The organism is Streptomyces sp. NPDC102360, from assembly GCF_044766085.1.
Lineage (GTDB): Bacteria > Actinomycetota > Actinomycetes > Streptomycetales > Streptomycetaceae > Streptomyces.
The window spans coordinates 89,363-106,144 of the sequence record NZ_JBIWLG010000006.1 but is presented as its reverse complement, the minus strand read 5'-3'; the positions used below and the strand labels follow the sequence as shown (position 1 = coordinate 106,144).

17 protein-coding genes are annotated in these 16,782 nt (G+C 70.5%); 10 read left to right on the top strand and 7 right to left on the bottom strand.

What is annotated here, in order from left to right; genetic code table 11:
- Window positions 1-2: 2 nt before the first annotated feature.
- The 6 genes from ACIRHA_RS23870 (at window position 3) to ACIRHA_RS23845 (ending at window position 7,481) form a co-directional block, all read left to right on the top strand.
- The gene (locus tag ACIRHA_RS23870; protein WP_403850103.1) at window positions 3-926 is read left to right on the top strand and encodes a PmoA family protein; all 924 of its coding nucleotides are present in this window, start codon (window positions 3-5) and stop codon (window positions 924-926) included.
- The gene (locus ACIRHA_RS23865; RefSeq protein ID WP_403849233.1) at window positions 923-2,524 is read left to right on the top strand and encodes a family 43 glycosylhydrolase; all 1,602 of its coding nucleotides are present in this window, start codon (window positions 923-925) and stop codon (window positions 2,522-2,524) included. The genes ACIRHA_RS23870 and ACIRHA_RS23865 overlap by 4 nt, the downstream gene beginning before the upstream one ends.
- The gene (locus ACIRHA_RS23860) at window positions 2,521-3,891 is read left to right on the top strand and encodes an ABC transporter substrate-binding protein (protein WP_403849230.1); all 1,371 of its coding nucleotides are present in this window, start codon (window positions 2,521-2,523) and stop codon (window positions 3,889-3,891) included. Before ACIRHA_RS23865 ends, ACIRHA_RS23860 begins: the two co-directional genes overlap by 4 nt.
- 138 nt (window positions 3,892-4,029) lie before the next feature.
- Window positions 4,030-4,863 (top strand): rhamnogalacturonan acetylesterase, encoded by an 834-nt coding sequence (locus ACIRHA_RS23855; protein WP_403850100.1) that lies wholly within the window; start codon window positions 4,030-4,032, stop codon window positions 4,861-4,863.
- A 44-nt stretch (window positions 4,864-4,907) separates the two neighbouring features.
- Window positions 4,908-6,245 carry a polysaccharide lyase family 1 protein gene (locus ACIRHA_RS23850; RefSeq protein WP_403849227.1) on the top strand — a complete coding sequence of 446 codons (1,338 nt, stop codon included), beginning with the start codon at window positions 4,908-4,910 and terminating at the stop codon, window positions 6,243-6,245.
- Between the two features lie 135 nt (window positions 6,246-6,380).
- Entirely contained in the window at window positions 6,381-7,481 is a 1,101-nt protein-coding gene (locus ACIRHA_RS23845; RefSeq protein ID WP_403849224.1) for a pectinesterase family protein, read from the top strand.
- A gap of 13 nt (window positions 7,482-7,494) precedes the next feature.
- Here the strand turns inward: ACIRHA_RS23845 and ACIRHA_RS23840 are convergent, their stop codons facing one another.
- Window positions 7,495-7,731 carry a hypothetical protein gene (locus tag ACIRHA_RS23840; RefSeq protein ID WP_403849221.1) on the bottom strand — a complete coding sequence of 79 codons (237 nt, stop codon included), beginning with the start codon at window positions 7,729-7,731 and terminating at the stop codon, window positions 7,495-7,497.
- Between the two features lie 241 nt (window positions 7,732-7,972).
- Between ACIRHA_RS23840 and ACIRHA_RS23835 the strand changes: the two genes are divergently transcribed.
- Window positions 7,973-8,767 carry an HAD family acid phosphatase gene (locus ACIRHA_RS23835; RefSeq protein WP_403849218.1) on the top strand — a complete coding sequence of 265 codons (795 nt, stop codon included), beginning with the start codon at window positions 7,973-7,975 and terminating at the stop codon, window positions 8,765-8,767.
- A gap of 58 nt (window positions 8,768-8,825) precedes the next feature.
- Here the strand turns inward: ACIRHA_RS23835 and ACIRHA_RS23830 are convergent, their stop codons facing one another.
- The 6 genes from ACIRHA_RS23830 to ACIRHA_RS23805 all read right to left on the bottom strand — a co-directional run bounded on the left by ACIRHA_RS23830 (window position 8,826) and on the right by ACIRHA_RS23805 (window position 13,935).
- A complete protein-coding gene (locus ACIRHA_RS23830) occupies window positions 8,826-9,653 on the bottom strand; it encodes a pectate lyase (protein WP_403849215.1) in 828 nt (275 codons plus the stop codon).
- Window positions 9,654-9,770: 117 nt separating this feature from the next.
- Window positions 9,771-10,427 (bottom strand): hypothetical protein, encoded by a 657-nt coding sequence (locus tag ACIRHA_RS23825; protein WP_403849212.1) that lies wholly within the window; start codon window positions 10,425-10,427, stop codon window positions 9,771-9,773.
- The gene (locus ACIRHA_RS23820) at window positions 10,424-11,011 is read right to left on the bottom strand and encodes a SigE family RNA polymerase sigma factor (RefSeq protein ID WP_403849209.1); all 588 of its coding nucleotides are present in this window, start codon (window positions 11,009-11,011) and stop codon (window positions 10,424-10,426) included. Before ACIRHA_RS23820 ends, ACIRHA_RS23825 begins: the two co-directional genes overlap by 4 nt.
- 123 nt (window positions 11,012-11,134) lie before the next feature.
- Window positions 11,135-12,595 carry a peptidoglycan D,D-transpeptidase FtsI family protein gene (locus tag ACIRHA_RS23815; RefSeq protein WP_403849206.1) on the bottom strand — a complete coding sequence of 487 codons (1,461 nt, stop codon included), beginning with the start codon at window positions 12,593-12,595 and terminating at the stop codon, window positions 11,135-11,137.
- Window positions 12,596-12,688: 93 nt separating this feature from the next.
- The gene (locus tag ACIRHA_RS23810; protein WP_403849203.1) at window positions 12,689-13,153 is read right to left on the bottom strand and encodes a GNAT family N-acetyltransferase; all 465 of its coding nucleotides are present in this window, start codon (window positions 13,151-13,153) and stop codon (window positions 12,689-12,691) included.
- Window positions 13,153-13,935, bottom strand: a complete 783-nt coding sequence (locus tag ACIRHA_RS23805) for an IclR family transcriptional regulator (protein WP_403849200.1) — start codon at window positions 13,933-13,935, stop codon at window positions 13,153-13,155. Before ACIRHA_RS23805 ends, ACIRHA_RS23810 begins: the two co-directional genes overlap by 1 nt.
- A 131-nt stretch (window positions 13,936-14,066) precedes the next feature.
- Here ACIRHA_RS23805 and ACIRHA_RS23800 point away from each other — a divergent pair, with 131 nt between their 5' ends.
- The 3 genes from ACIRHA_RS23800 to ACIRHA_RS23790 are packed head-to-tail and all read left to right on the top strand — an operon-like array spanning window position 14,067 to window position 16,723.
- On the top strand, window positions 14,067-15,599 hold the full coding sequence (locus ACIRHA_RS23800) for an aldehyde dehydrogenase (NADP(+)) (protein ID WP_403849197.1): 1,533 nt from the start codon (window positions 14,067-14,069) through the stop codon (window positions 15,597-15,599).
- 45 nt (window positions 15,600-15,644) lie between these two features.
- Window positions 15,645-16,253, top strand: coding sequence for a DUF1349 domain-containing protein (locus tag ACIRHA_RS23795; RefSeq protein WP_403849194.1), 609 nt, complete (start codon window positions 15,645-15,647; stop codon window positions 16,251-16,253).
- The gene (locus ACIRHA_RS23790; protein WP_403849191.1) at window positions 16,250-16,723 is read left to right on the top strand and encodes a GNAT family N-acetyltransferase; all 474 of its coding nucleotides are present in this window, start codon (window positions 16,250-16,252) and stop codon (window positions 16,721-16,723) included. Before ACIRHA_RS23795 ends, ACIRHA_RS23790 begins: the two co-directional genes overlap by 4 nt.
- Window positions 16,724-16,782 lie beyond the last annotated feature (59 nt).

The following is a 16,782-nucleotide window of genomic DNA, read 5'->3' as shown; positions in this document are numbered from 1 at the left end:
CCATGAACGGTCTTGTCACCGCCCCGCTGACGCTGAGCTGCGCGGGCCGCCCCGTCGCCCGCTACGAGATCCGTCCGTACGCCGGGGAAGACGCGCGGCGCCTCTCGCCGCGCCCCTTCCTGCACCCGGTGACGACGCTCGCCGGCACCCCGGTCACCGAGTCCGCGCCCGCCGACCACCCGCACCACCTCGGGGTGGGCGTCGCCGTGCCGGACGTCGCGGGGCGCAACTTCTGGGGTGGGCGCACCTACGTCGAGGGCCGGGGGCCGACCGAGCTCGACAACCACGGCGAGCAGCGGCACCGCGAGTTCAAGCTGTGCGACCCGGACGGGTTCGTGGAGGACCTGGACTGGATCGCGGACGGCTGCGTGCCGCTCCTGCGCGAGCGCCGCACCGTGGCCGCCACCCAACTGGCCGACGACGCCTGGGCGTTGGACTTCACGTTCTCGCTCACCAACCCGTCGGGCGACGGGCTGAGCATCGGCAGCCCCGCGACCAACGGCCGTCCCGGAGCCGCGTACGGAGGCTTCTTCTGGCGGGCGCCGAAGGAGAGCGCACCGCCGGCCGTGTTCAGCTCGAACGGCCCCTCTTCCGGCCGGGGGCCCGGGGGTTGCCCCCCGGGAGAACACAGCACGGGGGCCGCCGAGGGCGAGTCCGCGGTCCACGGCCGCCCCGCCGACTGGCTGGCCATGGCCGGCGACGGCTGGACCCTCGTCTTCGCGGGTGCCACCGCGCAGACCCGCCACGACCCGTGGTTCGTCCGCGCCGACGAGTACCCGGGCGTCAGCTCCTCGCTCGCCTCCGCCGCCCGGCTGCCCATCGGCCCCGGTGACACCGCCGTACGCCGCGTGGTCACGGTCGTCGCCGACGGCACGCTCGACCGGAAGCGGGCCGCGGCACTCGTCCGCAAGGCGGTGGCCGCATGAGCCGCGCGCCGGGCAGAACCGGTGACCTGGGCGACGGCACGTACCGCAACCCGGTGCTCGCCGCCGACTGGTCCGACCCCGACGTGGTCCGCGTCGGCGAGGACTTCTACCTGACCGCGTCCAGCTTCGGCCGCGTCCCCGGGCTTCCGCTGCTGCACTCCCGCGACCTCGTCAACTGGACGCTCGTCGGGCACGCCCTCGACCGACTCGAACCCGCCGAGGCGTTCACCACCCCACGCCACGACTGCGGCGTGTGGGCCCCGTCGATCCGCCACCACGACGACCGCTTCTGGATCTTCTGGGGCGACCCCGACCACGGCGTGTACCAGGTCAACTCACCTGAAATCAGTGGGCCTTGGAGTGCTCCGCACCTTCTCAAGGCAGGCAAGGGCCTCATCGACGCCTGCCCGCTGTGGGACGAGGAGACCGGCGAGGCGTACCTCGTGCACGCCTACGCCAAATCCCGCGCCGGCATCAAGAACCGCCTCACCGGACACCGCATGGCGCCCGACGGCAGCGAACTCCTCGACGAGGGAACGGTGTTGATCGACGGGGACCGCATCCCCGGCTGGTTCACCCTGGAGGGCCCCAAGGTCTACCGGCACGACGGCTGGTACTGGATCCTCGCCCCGGCGGGCAGCGTGGAGACCGGCTGGCAGGGCGCCTTCCGCTCCCGCTCGTTCTTCGGCCCCTACGAGGAGCGGGTCGTGCTCGAACAGGGCGACACCGACGTCAACGGCCCCCACCAGGGCGGATGGGTGCGCACGGCGGCGGGCGATGACTGGTTCCTGCACTTCCAGCAGCGCGGCGCGTACGGCCGTGTAGTGCACCTCCAGCCGATGCGCTGGGACGCCTCCGGGTGGCCGGTGATCGGCGACGACGGCGCCCCCGTCGACGTACACGAGAAGCCCGCGCTGCCGCCGCGGCCGGTGACGGCGCTCGCGACGGACGACACCTTCCCGGACGGGAGCTTCGGGCCGCAGTGGCAGTGGACGGCCAACTCCGCGCCGGACTGGACGAGTCCGCGCGACGGGGACGGCTTGCGGCTCGCCTGCGTGCGCTCCGCCGACGGGGTGCGCGACCTGCGCCGCGTACCGCACCTGCTGACCCAGCGGCTGCCGCTCCTGCCGAGTCGCGTGGAGGTCGACCTGCGACTCGACGCCACAACTCCCGGGGCCCGCGCCGGACTTGCGGTGCTCGGCGACGCGTACACGTGGATCGGCCTCGAACGCGGGGCGGACGGAGCGGCCCACGTGGTGCACCGGTTCGCCGAGACCACCGCCGACGCGGAACGGGACGCGGCGCATCCCCGCGGGGCGCCCGACGCGACGGCGCGCCTGCGCGTCGACATCGCCGACGGGGCCCGCTGCCGCCTCTACGTCGACACCGGAGACGGCTTCCGGCGCTCGGGCCAGGTGTTCACCGCGCAGCCCTGGCGCTGGGTCGGCGCCCTGCTCGGCCTGTTCGCGGCGGCGCCGCCGGGCGGTCAGGCGCCCGGCGGTCAGACACCCGGCGGTCAGGCCGCCGGCACCGCCCGGTTCACGGACTTTCGCAGCACCACCCTCCAGTTGGATCCAGAAGAAGAGAGCCGATCATGACCATCAGTGCACGCAGAGGAACCCGCAGCGGCATCCGCAGATCCGCACTGCGCACCGGCACCGCCCTCGCCATCAGCACCGTCCTCGCCCTGACCGCCACCGCGTGCGGCGACGACGGCAGCGGGGCCGGCGGCGACAAGGGGGACGAGGGTTCGGGCAAGGGCGAGATCACCTTCTGGGACAACAACACGGCCGTGCGCCGCGACGTCTGGATGGAGATCATCAAGGACTTCGAGAAGAAGAACCCGAACATCAAGGTCAAGTACGTCGGCATCCCCGCCGAGAACGTGCAGTCCAAGTACGACACCGCCATCCAGGGCGGCGGCCTGCCCGACGTCGGCGGCGTGGGCACCGCGATGCTCGCCGGCATCGCCGCGCAGGGCGCCCTCGAACCGCTCGACGAGCGGATAGCGACGAGCCCGCTCAACGGGAAGCTCAACGACGCCTTCATGGAGTCGGTGAAGTCCGCGGGCGCGGGCGACAAGCTCTACGAACTGCCGACGTCCGCCAACAACGGCGTCCTCTACTACCGCACCGACCTGTTCAAGAAGGCGGGCCTGGAAGCGCCCGAGACCTGGGACACGTTCTTCGACGCGGCGGCCAAGCTCACCAACACCGGCAAGAACGAGTTCGGTTACACCATCCGCGGCGGCGAGGGTTCCATCGCGCAGGCCCTCGACGTGACGTACGGGCAGAGCGGCATCACGTCGTTCTGGGACAAGAGCAACGAGAAGACCACGGTCAACGACCCGAAGAACGTCGCCGCGTTGGCGAAGTACGCCGCCCTCTACAAGAAGGCGACGCCGTCCGCCGACGTCAACAACGACTTCACGAAGATGGTCGCGCAGTACGACAGCGGCAAGATCGGCATGCTGAGCCACAACCTCGGCTCGTACGGCGACCACGTGAAGGCATTCGGCACCAAGTTCCGCGGCATTCCCAACCCGACGGGCCCGAACGGCACCCGCGTCCAGGTCTCCAACCCGGTGGACGGGCTCGGCCTGTTCAAGGCGAGCAAGAACAAGCAGGCCGCCTGGAAGTTCATGGAGTTCGCCGCCTCGCACGCGGAGAACAGCAAGTGGAACGAGTCGGCGAAGCAGATCCCGGCCAACACCGAAGCCGCCAAGGACGGTTGGGTGCAGGAGTCCGAGCCGACGAAGCTCGCCGCGGAGGCTCTGCAGTCCGGCTCCACGAAGATCGTGCAGCTGCCGTACTACCTGCCCGACTGGAACACCATCTCCAAGGCCGACAACGAGGACGACTTCCAGAAGGTCATGCTCGGCAAGATGACGGCGAAGGCCTTCCTGGACGCGCTCGCCGACCAGCTCAACAAGGCGCAGGCCGAATGGAAGCAGCAGGCCAACTAGCCGCCGCTGTAAGCCTGTTGTTCCACCTTGACCGGGCCGGCGGCAGGACGCCCGTGCCCCGCGGCTCCCGCCGCCGGCCCCACCACACACCACCCATCACCTTCATGAAGCACGCTCATGAAAGGACGGCACACCGACGTGTCGACCACCCGAAGAGCCGCCCTGACCGCCCTCGCGTCCCTGCCGCTCGCGGTGGCCCTCGCCGCTCCCGCGCAGGCGGCCACCACTCGGAACGACCGGCGGACCCTCTTCATCGCGGGCGACTCCACCGCCGCCCAGAAGTACCTCGACGCCAAGCCCGAGACCGGCTGGGGCATGGCCCTCCCGTTCTTCCTCTCCGACCGCGTCCGGGTCGCCAACCACGCGGTCAACGGCCGCAGTTCGAAGAGCTTCGTCGACGAGGGCCGCCTCGACACCATCCTCGCGGCGATCCGCCCCGGCGACCTCCTCCTGATCCAGTTCGCGCACAACGACGAGAAGAGCGCCGACCCCACGCGCTACACCGAGCCCTGGTCGACGTACCAGGAGTACCTGAAGCTGTACGTCGACGGGGCACGGGCCAGGGGAGCCTGCCCAGTGCTCGCCACCTCCGTAGAACGCAGAAAGTTCGACGCAACCGGCAACTCCCTGCCCACCCACGGCGACTACCCGGCGGCGATGCGCGCCCTCGCCGAGCGGGAGGGCGTCGCTCTCCTCGACGTCCAGGCGTTGTCCCTCGCCCTGTGGCGGAAGCTCGGCGTCGAGGACACGAAGACGTACTTCAACTGGACCGCGACCGAGCAGGACAACACGCACTTCAACCCGCCGGGCGCGATCGCGGTGGCCCGCCTCGTGGCCACCGAACTGCTCGGCCGCAAGGCGCTGCCCGCCCGGGACGTGCGCCGGATCGGCGACGGGAAAGACGCCGTCGACGAACTCGACCCGGCATGGCAGTCCCGCCTGACCTGGCTCACCGGAACCACTCCCGCCTGAGACCCCGCCTGAGACCCCCGACACCGTCCTCCAGGAGCCGCACAGTGAGAGCACACAGGAAGAGCAAGCAGCAGAGCAAGCAGCAGAGCAAGCAGAGGAGATACGCGGTCGTCGCCGCCGGCTGCACGGCCGTCGTCCTCGCCGTCACCGGCACGCTCACCACCGCGTCCGCCGCCCAGACCCACGGCCGCGACCTCGCCCGGCAGACCCTCGCCAAGGGCGACGGCTGGGGCTCGGCCACCACCGGCACCACGGGCGGCGCCGCGGCCGACAGGGCACACACCTACACCGTGACGACCTGGGCCGAGCTGAAGGCGGCCTTCGTCGCCGGCGGCACCGCGCCCAAGATCGTCAAGATCAAGGGCACCCTCGACGCGGACGGCGCGACCTGCTCCGAATTCGCCGCGCCCGGCTACGACTTCGACCGGTACCTCGCCGATTACGACCCGAAGGTCTGGGGTTACGACAACGAGGTGTCCGGCGAACAGGAGGACCTGCGCGCCGCGTCCGCCACCGCCCAGGCCAAGGCCATCAAGGCGAACGTCCCCGCCAACACCACGATCATCGGCGTCGGAAAGAACCCCGGCATCGTCGGTGGCAGCCTCCAGATCAACGGCGTCGACAACGTCATCGTGCGCGGCCTCACCCTGGAGTCCCCGCTCGACTGCTTCCCGCAGTGGGACCCGACGGACGGCGACACCGGAAACTGGAACTCCGAGTACGACGCGGCGGTCGTCTACAACGCGACCCATGTCTGGCTGGACCACAACGAGTTCACCGACGGCGCCCACCCGGACTCGACCCTCCCCAGCTACTACGGCCGCATCTACCAGCAGCACGACGGCGAGCTCGACATCGTCAAGGGCGCGGACCTGGTGACCGCCTCCTGGAACGTCTTCGCCGACCACGACAAGACCCTGATGATCGGCAACAGCGACGGCGCGGCCGCCACGGACCGCGGCAAGCTGCGCGTGACCCTGCACCACAACCTCTTCAAGAACCTCGTCGAGCGTGCCCCGCGCGTCCGGTTCGGACAGGTCGACGTCTACAACAACTCGTACGTCGGCAACGCCGATTACGCCTACTCGTTCGGCATCGGCTTCGAGTCGCAGCTCTACGCGGAGAAGAACGCGTTCACGCTGCCGCGGGGTACGGGGGCGGACACCGTCCTGCACCGCTGGAACGACTATCCCCTGACGACCACCGACAACCAGGTCAACGGCAAGCCGGTCGACCTGGTCGCCGCCTACAACACAACCCACGCGGACACCCCCCTCCGCGCAGGGGCAGGCTGGAAGCCGACCCTGCGGGGGCACGTCGACCCGGCGAAGTCGGTACCACGGGTGGTGACACGGGACGCGGGCCCGGACCGGCTGCGATAACCACCACTCCGGCACGCATCGGCGCGAGTTGAGCAAATCAAGCCCCGCCGGCGATTGAGGCGCGGGGTCCGGGGCGGAGCCCCGTGACGTGTGCCTCAATCGCCGCCCCGCCCCACCCCTCCCAGGAGCCGCCGCATGCACACCCGCCTCGCCAGACGCACCTTCCTCGCCGGCACGGCCCTCGCGCTGACCGCCACCACCACCCCTGCACTCGCCGCACCCCACCGGCACCCTTTCGGCCGCTACGGCTCACCCAAATCCCGCCTCACCCCCACCACCCTCTACGTCCACCCCCACGGCGCCGGCGACCACCGCACCGTCCAAGCCGCCGCATCCGCGGCAACCACCCCCGGCCACACCCTCGTCATCGCCCCCGGCACCTACCGGGAAACGGTGACCGTCCCGGCCACGGCCACCGGCACCACGTGGATCGGCACCACCGACTACCCCCGCGACACCGTCATCGTGTACGACAACGCCGCCGGCACCCCGAAGCCCGACGGCTCCGGCACCTACGGCACCACCGGCAGCGCCACCGTCACCCTGCGCCCCGACGGCTTCACCGCGCACCACCTCACCTTCGCCAACGACTGGCTGCGCGCGGACCACCCGGAGTACACCGGAACGCAGGCCGTCGCGGTCAAGGTCATGGGCGACCGCTCGGCGTTCTTCCGGTGCCGCTTCCTCGGCCACCAGGACACCCTGTACGCCGACTCGACCGCGCTCACCGCCTTCGCCCGCCAGTACTTCCGCGACTGCTACGTCGAGGGCGACGTCGACTTCGTCTTCGGACGCGGCACCGCGGTCCTGGAACGCTGCCACTTCCGGGCGCTCGACCGCACGGACCTCGCCTCGTCCCCGTACGGCTTCGTCTTCGCACCGTCCACGGCGGGCGCCAACCCGCTCGGCTTCCTGGTCACCCGCTGCCGGATCGACACCACCGCGCCGGACGCGTACTACAAGCTGGCCCGCCCCTGGGTGCCCAGCTCCGACACGACGGCAAGGCCCGCCCTCGTCGTCCGCGAATCGCACCTCGGCCACGGCATCGACGCGGCCGCGCCCTACGCCAACATGTCGGACAGCTTCCCCTGGCAGAGCCAGCGGTTCGCGGAGTACCGGAACACCGGACCCGGCGCCGGGACGCCGATCCCGGAGAACCGCCCGCAACTCACCGCGAAGCAGGCGGCCACGCACACACGGGAGACGTATCTGGGGGAGTGGCGCCCGTGGGCGTGAGGTGCGCCGCTCGTCAGCCGAGGTGCCACAAGGCGTAGGTCACGAACAGCAGCACCAGGCCCGCGAGGGTCAGCGCGCCGCCCAGGACGCGGAGGTAGCCCACGGGGGCCAGGCCGCGGAGATCGAAAGCCCAGCTCAGACCGGCCGCCATGGCGATGACGCCGCCCACGGCGAAGAAGCCGAGGAGGACCGGTGAGGTGGCGCGGTCGCCGGCGGCGAGGGGAAGAAGACTCGTCGGGGTCACGGTCACGGTGGGGCCTGCATTCTGTGGATCGAGCGCTTCCTCCGAGCCTAGAAGGGGCCCCTTCAAGGCACGGTCAACCAGGCACCATGCCGGAGCAATGGTGCGGCCATATCGGCGTCGGGTATCGATCGGGTAAAGCCGGTCGCGGGGGCCATGTGATGCGCGTAGACATGCATTCACCTGCACGAAGTCTCCCGTCCCCGACGGCTGTCACGGCCGTCACGGCCAGAATTGGATCACGTCACCGATGCGTAAGCGCCATCTCGCCGCCGCCACAGCGACGGTCGCTTCCCTCGTACTCGCCGGCGTCGTCACCGCCGGCTCCGCCGACGCGGGCGGAGCGAACGACAAGACCACCGCGGAACCGCACAACATCGGCCTCCTCACCAAGGAGATCGACTCCTACTACGGAGCGAAGCAGGACGCCGACGGCGTCTGGCAGGCCTCGCCCGACAGCCCGTACGCCCAGGACCTCGCCCGGATCGAGAAGGGCGCGAAGCGGCAGATCGCCGCGGCGGCGCGGCAGCACCACGGCAAGGGCGACAAGCCCGCGATCATCTTCGACATCGACGACACGCTGCTGCTCAGCCTCGACTACGAGAAGAAGACCAACTACGTCTACAACGGCGCCAGTTGGAAGCAGTACGTGGGCCGGGCGAACCGCCCCGCCGTCTTCGGCACGCCCGCGCTCATCCGGTACGCGGAGTCCAAGGGCGTCGAGGTCTTCTACAACTCGGGGCTCGGTGAGACGCAGCGCTCCGCCGCCGTGGAGAACCTGAAGAAGGTCGGCATCGACGTCAACCTCGACGCGGACCACGTCTTCCTCAAGGACAAGGCCGACCCGCCCGCGTACCTGGCCGGCTGCGCCACGGCCGCCGCCTGGAACTGCACGACGGTGCAGTACAAGGCGGGGACGCGGAAGCACATCGAGTCCCGTGGCTACGACATCGTCGGCAACTTCGGCGACCAGTACTCGGACCTGGAGGGCGGGTACGCGGACAAGACGTACAAGCTCCCGAACCCGACGTACTACGTGGAGTGACACCGGCGGCTCAGGGAACGTGGTCACCCATGGCGACCACGTTCCCGGCCGCCTCCGCTCAGTCGTACGTCAGATCCGAGGCGCTGTACTTGCAGTACGTGCCGTCCGGGCCGCTGCCGACTTCCTTCGGCTCGGCGCCCGAGCTGTTGCCCTCGTAGCGGATGCAGGGCTTGATCTTCTTGCTGCTGTCGCCGTGGATGCGCACGTTGCGCAGGGTCGCGGTGTCGCCGTAGTTCGAGTTGATTCCGGCGATCGACTTGCCCGGCGCCGTCACGTCGACGTCGTTGATGGTGATGTTGCGGTTCTTGTACTGCGTCGAGCAGTTGCCGCAGGAGCGGACGAGCTTGCCGAAGTCGGAGACCTGGAACTTGGTGACGGTGAGCTTGCCCGCGCCGTTGAACTGGAAGACCTTGTCGTCGGCCTTCTTCGCGCCGCCGCCGGTCACCGTGTACACGGAGGACGTCGACTTGCCCTTGAAGGTGGCCGCGTCCTCGCCGACGTCCTCCCACCACACGTTCTGCAGCGTGCAACTGCCCGCGCAGTGCAGGCCGTCGGCGGCCGGCGAGCCGATGATCACGTTCTTGAGGACGGCGCCGTCCTTCAGGTTGAAGATCGGGTCCTGGCCCTCCTCCTGCCCGTCCCCGCCGAGGTCCCCGGAGCCGTAGAACCGCTTGGTCCCGCCGTCGTACGTACCCGAGACGGAGATCGTGCTGCTGACGGCCTTGGTGCCGGTGGGCGTGGGCCAGGCGGACGCGGCCCCCGCCGTCCCGAGCATGCCGCTCGCCATGAGGGCGCCCCCGGTGAGCGTGAGCGCACCGATCCCCCCGAGCAGGGCTCTGCGACGGTTCGTCCGACGGCGATGAGTGTGTCGTGTTGTGTTGGTCATGCCCTTCAGTCGCCATGACAGAAGAGAAGGTTGCCGCCGATTAAGCCCCGCTCTTGTGACGAGAGCCCGCGGGGTCCGGGGCAGAGCCCCGTGACGCCAACCACGGCGACCCGCAACCTAGGCGAAGTCCCCACCCACGGACACCCGTTGCCCACCACCGTCCCGCCCACTCACGGCATACCGATCCGCGGACGCGTCCCGCCCACCCTCGGCATGGTTGTACTGCCCCGCAAACACATGCTCCCCCACCGGCACCGTCCGCCCCGCCCTCAACACCCACCGGTACACAAGGAATCCGCCCCGCTCGGTCACGGACTCCGTGAAGTCGGAGGCCGGCAGGGACCGCCAGTGCCCCGTGCTGTTGACCTTCCCGGTCTGCGCCACCCGCAACTCGACCGTGAGCGCGGTCAGTTCGCTCTTTGTCTTGAACGTGACGTTGGACTGGGCCCAGTACGCATTGGAGCCCGGGTCCACCGACCCGTCCGCCCACAGCGACGATGACGGGGCCGGTGACACAGCGACCTGCTGCTGCCGCGGCGCCGGATCGGACCGCAGCGCGGAGCCGACCGCGAAGCCGCCCACGGCAAGCGCCCCCACGACCCCCGCGGTGATCCCGGCGATCCGCACCCAGCCCACCGCGGGCCGCCGCCCGGGTTCGTCCGAGGCGGGCCGCTCGTGCATGCCGCGCTCGACGCGGGCGAGCATCCGCGCACGGTCGGGCCGGTGCGCGTCGGCGGCCGAACGCAGGCGCTGCCGAAGGTCGTCCTCGGTCATCCGCGCCCCCCTTCAGTGGCGTCGAGTGCGGCGCCGACCGAGCGTACGCGCCCGGGCGTCCGGCCGTCCGGTTCGCCGTGGCCAAGGCGTCGTTCCAGCTCGGCCATGCCCTTCGAGGTCTGGCTCTTCACCGTACCGACCGAGACGCCGAGCGTGAGCGCGGTGTCCTTCTCCGACAGGTCGAAGGCGTGCCGGAGCACCACGCAGGCCCGTTTACGGAACGGGAGTTCGCGCAGCGCGCCCTGCATGTCGACGACCGCCGGCACGTCGGGTCCCTCGGTGCGGTCCTGTCGCCCTGACCAGAAGAGGGCCACGCGCCGCCGCTCGCGCACCGCGCTGCGGATCCGGGTGCGGGCGAGGTTGGCGACGACGCCGCGCGCGTACGCCACCGGGTGCTCGGCGTCCCGCACCCGGTCCCAGCGGTGCCAGAGCGCGAGCAGGGCGTCCGCGGCGAGGTCGTCGGCGGCGTCCGCCTCGCCCGTCAACAGGTGGGCGAGGCGGGCGAGTTCGCGGTGGTGCCGTTCGAAGAAGGCATGGAACTCGGCGGAAGCGGAATCGTCCCGGGTGTCCACAACCGTGCTCACGCGATCCCTCCCTCACAGTGGCGGCCCGATGGGGAGGCGTGAGCGTACCAGCGTTGCGTACGACGCACCGAAGGGTGTCCGTGATATCGGACACCCTTCGGTGGAACTGTGCTTGATGAGGCGTCAGTTCTTCAGTGCCGCCTCCATCATCGCCTTGGCGACAGGACCCGCGAGGCCGCTGCCGCTGACCTCGGCGCGGGCGGCGTTCGACTGCTCGACGAGCACCGCCACGGCGACCTTCTTGCCGGTCGAGTCGTCCTTCGCGTAGGAGGTGAACCAGGCGTACGGGGTCTCGCTGTTGTTCTCGCCGTGCTGCGCCGTACCGGTCTTGCCGCCGACCGTCGCGCCGTCCATCTGCGCGACCGTGGCCGTGCCCTTGGAGACCACGGTCTGCATCGCGGACTGCAGCTGCGAGGCCGTCGACTCGCTGATCACGCGGGTGTCGTCGCCGTCCTCGAAGGACTTGACCGCGTCGCCGTCGGCGTTCGTCACCTGCGACACCATGTGCGGGGACGCCTGCTCGCCGCCGTTGGCGATGGTCGCGGAGACCATAGCGATCTGCAGCGGCGTGGCCGTCACGTCGAACTGGCCGATGCCGGACAGGGCCGTCTGTGCGTCGTCCATCTTCGACGGATAGGTGCTCTTGGCGGCCCGCACCGGAACGTCCTTCTTCTCGTCGTTGAAGCCGAACTTCTCGGCCATCGCCCTGACCTTGTCCTGGCCCAGTTCGGCGGCGAGCTTTCCGAAGACGGTGTTGCACGAGTACTGGAGCGCCGTGCGGACCGAGGCGTTCTCGCAGGGCATCGAGGTGGTCTCGTTCTTCAGGTACGTGCTCGTGCCCGGCAGCTTGTACGGGTTCGGGGTGTTCGTCTTGTCGTCGATCGACGACACCAGACCGTCCTCCAGCGCCGCCGCGGCGACCACCAGCTTGAACGTCGAACCGGGCGGCAGCGCCTGCTTGAGCGCCCGGTTCGTGGTCGGTGTGTCCTCGTCCTTCGACAGCTTCTTCCACGCGGCCGCGTCCGAGGAGCCCGAGCCGCTGATCTTCGACGGGTCGAACGAAGGCGTCGAGACCATGCCGAGGATCTTGCCGCTGTCCGGGTCGATGGCGACGGCGGCGCCCTTCTTGTCGCCGAGCGCGCTGTACGCGGCCTTCTGTACGCCCGGGTCGACCGTCGTGATCACGTCACCGGGGTCGGTGCTCTTGCCGGTGAGCGTGTCCAGCGGATTCTTCAGCTGCGTGTCGGTGCCGTCGAGCACGCTCTGGTAGATCCCCTCGAGCTGCGTGGCGCCGTACACCTGCGAGGTGTAGCCGGTCACCGCCGAGTACAGCGAGCCGTCCGTATACGTCCGCTTGTACTTCAGATCGCTGGAGCCGCCTGCCTTCGCCGAGCCGGTCACCGCCTTTCCGCCCACGATGATGTCGCCGAGCGGATTCGCGTACTGCGAGATCGTTTTCCGTCGGTTGTCGTCGCTGTTGGCGAGGGCCTGGCCGTCGTAGAACTGCACCCACGTCGCCCTGACCAGCAGGGCGAACACGAGGAGCAGTGTGAAGACGGAGGCGCGCCTGATCGTCTTGTTCATTGCGTACGAAAAGACGAGTGGCCCGGCGGGATTCGTTCCTGCTGGTGCGATTTCTCACCGTACGTTCATGTGGGAACCGGACGGCCGGCCCGGTCAGCCGAGCCGCAGCACGACCTCTTCGATCTCCTCGCCCCGCGCGTGCGCGAAGCCCCGGTCGTGCCCGGTGACGACGAACCCGCACTTCTCCAGGACGCGGATCGAGCCCTTGTTGTCGGCCGCGGCACGGGCGTGCAGGGGACGCTCGGTGACCTCCGCGAGCAGCGCCCGCAGCGCCGCCGTCGCCACGCCGCGACCCCAGTGCGCGCGGTCGATCCAGTACGTGACCTCCAGCTCGCCGGGTTCGCCGTAGACCGACGCGCTGCCGGCCACCTCGCCGTCGAGCAGCACGGTCCGTACGACGTACTCCTCGACGATCCGGTGCCAGTGCGCCTCGAACAGGTCCCGGTCCGCCGACTTCGGCGAGACGAAAGCGGCAGTGCGCATCGACTCGGGGTCATTGTGCTGACGGAAGAGGGCCGGCAGGTCGCCGGGGAGGACGGGGCGCAGGGCCAGATCCATCAGAGCCTCCGTGTCGCGAGCGTCAGCCGGTCGCGGGCGTCGAAGAGCGCGTCCTTGACCATCTGCTCATGGGCCGCCGTGAGCCGCGCCACCGGCACCGAGCAGGAGATCGCGTCACGGGAGGGCGTGCGATACGGAACCGCCACGCCGAAGCACCGCAGCCCCAGCGTGTTCTCCTCGCGGTCGACCGCGAACCCCTGCTCCCGGATCTGGTGCAGCTCCTCGATGAGCTTCTCCCGATCGGTGATCGTGTGCTCGGTCAGCGACGGGAGCGTCTCCGGAAGGAGCTTGCGGACCTGCTCGTCGGTGTGGGTGGCGAGCAGCGCCTTGCCCAGCGACGTGGAGTGCGCGGGCAGCCGCCGCCCGACACGGGTGAAGGGGCGCAGATAGTGCTGCGACTGGCGGGTGGCGAGGTAGACGACGTTCGTGCCGTCGAGCCGGGCCAGGTGGATGGTCTCCGTCGTGTCGTCGGAGAGGCGGTCGAGGGTGGGGCGGGCCGCCGCCACGACCTCGTCGCCGTCGATGTACGAAGTGCCGACGAGGAGGGCGCGCACCCCGATGCCGTACCGCGTGCCCGTCGCGTCCGTCTCCACCCAGCCGAGGTCGACGAGCGTGCGCAGCAGCATGTAGAGGCTGGATTTCGGGTACCCGACGGCCTCCTGGACCGCGGCCAGGGAGTGCATCCCGGGGCGGCCCGCGAAGTATTCGAGCAATTCCACGGTCCGCACCGCGGACTTGACCTGCCCGCCGCCCGCCGCGGCCCCCGTCTCGTCTGCCGACATCGCGCTTGACCCCTTCGTTGGACGAGAAATAGTCTCGGTGAGTAGTTCATCATCAGAGACAGCGTTCAGTATATCGAACGATCCTCGTTGCTCACCCTGGTGCGCGGCGAGAAAAGCTGGAGGAATGTGCCGTGGCAGCAACACCAGTCTGGAGTGTCGACCCCCGAACCGGGAAGCAGCGGGAGCAGGTCGCGGACGAGGCCACGGCGCAGGAAGTGGACGAGGCGGTGCGCGCCGCGCAGGGCGCCCGTGCCGCCCTCGCCGACCGCGCCGTCCGTGCCGCGTTCCTGCGCACCGCGGCCGACCGCCTGGAAGAGGCCAGGGACCACCTCGTCGAGGCGGCGGACGCGGAGACCGCGCTCGGCCCGGTCCGGCTCACCGGCGAACTCACCCGCAGCTGCTTCCAGTTGAGGAAGTTCGCGGACATCGTCGACGAGGGCGCCTTCCTCGGCGTCGTCATCGACCACCCCGACGACACGGCGACGCCGCCCATCCCGGACCTGCGCCGCTACAAGATCCCGCTCGGCGTCGTCGCGGTCTACGCGGCCTCGAACTTCCCGTTCGCCTTCTCCGTGCCCGGCGGTGACACGTCGAGCGCGCTCGCGGCCGGCTGCCCGGTCGTCGTCAAGGCGCACCCCGACCACCCGGCCACCTCCGAGCTGGTCGCCGCCACCATCCGGCGGGCCGCCGCCGAGCACGGCATCCCGGAGGGCGTGCTGGGCCTGGTGCACGGCTTCGACGCCGGCGTCGAGCTGGTCAAGCACCCGCTGGTGTCCGCGGCCGGCTTCACCGGTTCCGTACGCGGCGGGCGCGCGCTCTTCGACGCCGCCTCCTCGCGCCCGGTGCCGATCCCGTTCCACGGCGAGTTGGGCTCGCTGAACCCGGTCGTGATCACCGAGTCCGCGGCCGCCGAGCGCGCCGACCAGATCGGCACGGGGCTCGCCGGTTCGATGACGCTGGGCGTCGGCCAGTTCTGCGTGAAGCCGGGTCTCGTCTTCGCGCCGAAGGGCGAGGCGGGCGACACGCTCGTCAAGTCCCTCACGGCCGCCGTCAGCAACACCGATGCCGGTGTGCTGCTCGACCACCGCATGCGCGACAACTTCATCGCCGGTGTCGCCGAGCGGGCCGAACTCCCGGACGTGGACGCCCCGGTCACCCCCGGCGCAGGCAGCGAGCACACGGTGGCGCCCGGCTTCCTCACGGTCCCGGCCACGAAGCTCGCCGTCGAGGGCGGGGCCCACGACCTCCTCCTGGAGGAGTGCTTCGGCCCGGTGACGGTCGTTGCCCGCTACGAGACGGCCGACGAGATCACGGCCGTCCTCTCCCGCCTCCCCGGCAACCTCACGGCGACGGTCCAGCTGTCGTCCGGCGAGGCCGCCGGTGAGGGCCGCGGCGCCGAGATCCTCGCCGAGCTGACGCCCATCGCGGGCCGCGTCCTCGTCAACGGCTGGCCGACCGGTGTCGCGGTCGCGCCCGCGCAGCACCACGGCGGCCCGTACCCGGCGACGACGTCGACGTCCACGTCGGTGGGCGGCACCGCGATCGAGCGCTGGCTGCGCCCGGTCTCGTACCAGACGACGCCGGAGGCGCTCCTCCCGCAGGAGCTGCGCGACGACAACCCGCTGGGCCTGCCGCGCCGCTTCAACGGCCGCCTGGAGAACTGACGGGACGGGGTCCGCGGCCCCGCGGACCCCTGCGAGACTGACGGTATGGATCTCGAAATACCGCCCCTGCCCTTCCCGTTGCGCACGTACGGACCCGACGGCCACTGGTCGTACGAGGACGGGGTGCTCACCGGGTGGGCGGGGCCCCGCCAGGACCGCTTCGTGCCGCCGACCGGTTCCTCGCTCGAACCGGCGTCGGACGCGCCGCGCCTGCTCGGAGCTCCCGACGGGGACTTCCAGCTGATCGCCCGCGTCACGGTCGGCTTCGCCGCGGCCTTCGACGCCGGGGTGCTCTACGTTCATGTGGGCGACCGGGAGTGGGCCAAGCTCTGCTTCGAGCGGTCCCCGGACGAGCCCACCATCTGTACGGTCGTCACCCGCGGCCACTCCGACGACGCGAACGCCTTCGTGGTGCCGGGCTCCTCGGTGTGGCTGCGCGTCAGCCGCACGGGTTCGGCCTTCGCCTTCCACGCCTCGACCGACGGCGAGACGTGGACGTTCATCCGCATCTTCTCCCTGGGCGACGAGAAGTCCGCGTCGGCGGCCCTGGTCGGCTTCCTGGCCCAGTCCCCGGTCGGGGAGGGCTGCGTGGTCACGTACGACCACATCGAATACCGCCCGACGTGGCCCGAGGGCCTGCGGGACGGCTCATGATCCGTACCGCCGTCGCCGCCGACGCCCCCACCCTCGCCGCCCTGCACCGCAGGGCCCGCGCCACGTACTACCGGGAGGGATTCCCGGACGACGGGGACCCGGGCGCGTGGGTCGAGCGGTGGGAGGTGGCCATCGCCCGGCCGCACGGGCACGTACTCGTCTGCGTCAGGGACGGCGTGGTCGTCGGCCTCGCCTCCTTCCGGCGGCCCGACGAGGCCCCGGCCGACGCGTCCGTGCTGTACCAGTTCCAGGTCGACCCCGACCACTGGAGCCGCGGCATCGGCACGGAGCTGCACGCCGCCTGCGTCGAGCAGTGGCGGGTCGACGACGTCGCCGAGGTCCATCTCATCGTGCAGAGGGACAACACCCGCGCCCAGGCCTTCTACGCCCGGCACGGCTGGGTCGACGAGGGGCCGGAGGGCGGCGGGAGCTCGCACCGCCGGATGCGGTTCACGCCGGGCGGGGAATGAGCGGAGGGTTCGTCCGGTTGTAGCGGTGCGCAGGGGCAGACCTCTGCGCACCCGTGGAC

Excerpts from the sequence above, each read along its gene's own strand:
- ACIRHA_RS23870 (WP_403850103.1), top strand. The coding sequence starts at position 3 with ATGAACGGTCTTGTCACCGCCCCGCTGACGCTGAGCTGCGCGGGCCGC.
- ACIRHA_RS23865 (WP_403849233.1), top strand. The coding sequence starts at position 923 with ATGAGCCGCGCGCCGGGCAGAACCGGTGACCTGGGCGACGGCACGTAC.
- ACIRHA_RS23860 (WP_403849230.1), top strand. The coding sequence starts at position 2,521 with ATGACCATCAGTGCACGCAGAGGAACCCGCAGCGGCATCCGCAGATCC.
- ACIRHA_RS23845 (WP_403849224.1), top strand. The coding sequence starts at position 6,381 with ATGCACACCCGCCTCGCCAGACGCACCTTCCTCGCCGGCACGGCCCTC.
- ACIRHA_RS23835 (WP_403849218.1), top strand. The coding sequence starts at position 7,973 with ATGCGTAAGCGCCATCTCGCCGCCGCCACAGCGACGGTCGCTTCCCTC.
- ACIRHA_RS23830 (WP_403849215.1), bottom strand. The coding sequence starts at position 9,653 with ATGACCAACACAACACGACACACTCATCGCCGTCGGACGAACCGTCGC.
- ACIRHA_RS23825 (WP_403849212.1), bottom strand. The coding sequence starts at position 10,427 with ATGACCGAGGACGACCTTCGGCAGCGCCTGCGTTCGGCCGCCGACGCG.
- ACIRHA_RS23815 (WP_403849206.1), bottom strand. The coding sequence starts at position 12,595 with ATGAACAAGACGATCAGGCGCGCCTCCGTCTTCACACTGCTCCTCGTG.
- ACIRHA_RS23810 (WP_403849203.1), bottom strand. The coding sequence starts at position 13,153 with ATGGATCTGGCCCTGCGCCCCGTCCTCCCCGGCGACCTGCCGGCCCTC.
- ACIRHA_RS23805 (WP_403849200.1), bottom strand. The coding sequence starts at position 13,935 with ATGTCGGCAGACGAGACGGGGGCCGCGGCGGGCGGCGGGCAGGTCAAG.
- ACIRHA_RS23795 (WP_403849194.1), top strand. The coding sequence starts at position 15,645 with ATGGATCTCGAAATACCGCCCCTGCCCTTCCCGTTGCGCACGTACGGA.
- ACIRHA_RS23790 (WP_403849191.1), top strand. The coding sequence starts at position 16,250 with ATGATCCGTACCGCCGTCGCCGCCGACGCCCCCACCCTCGCCGCCCTG.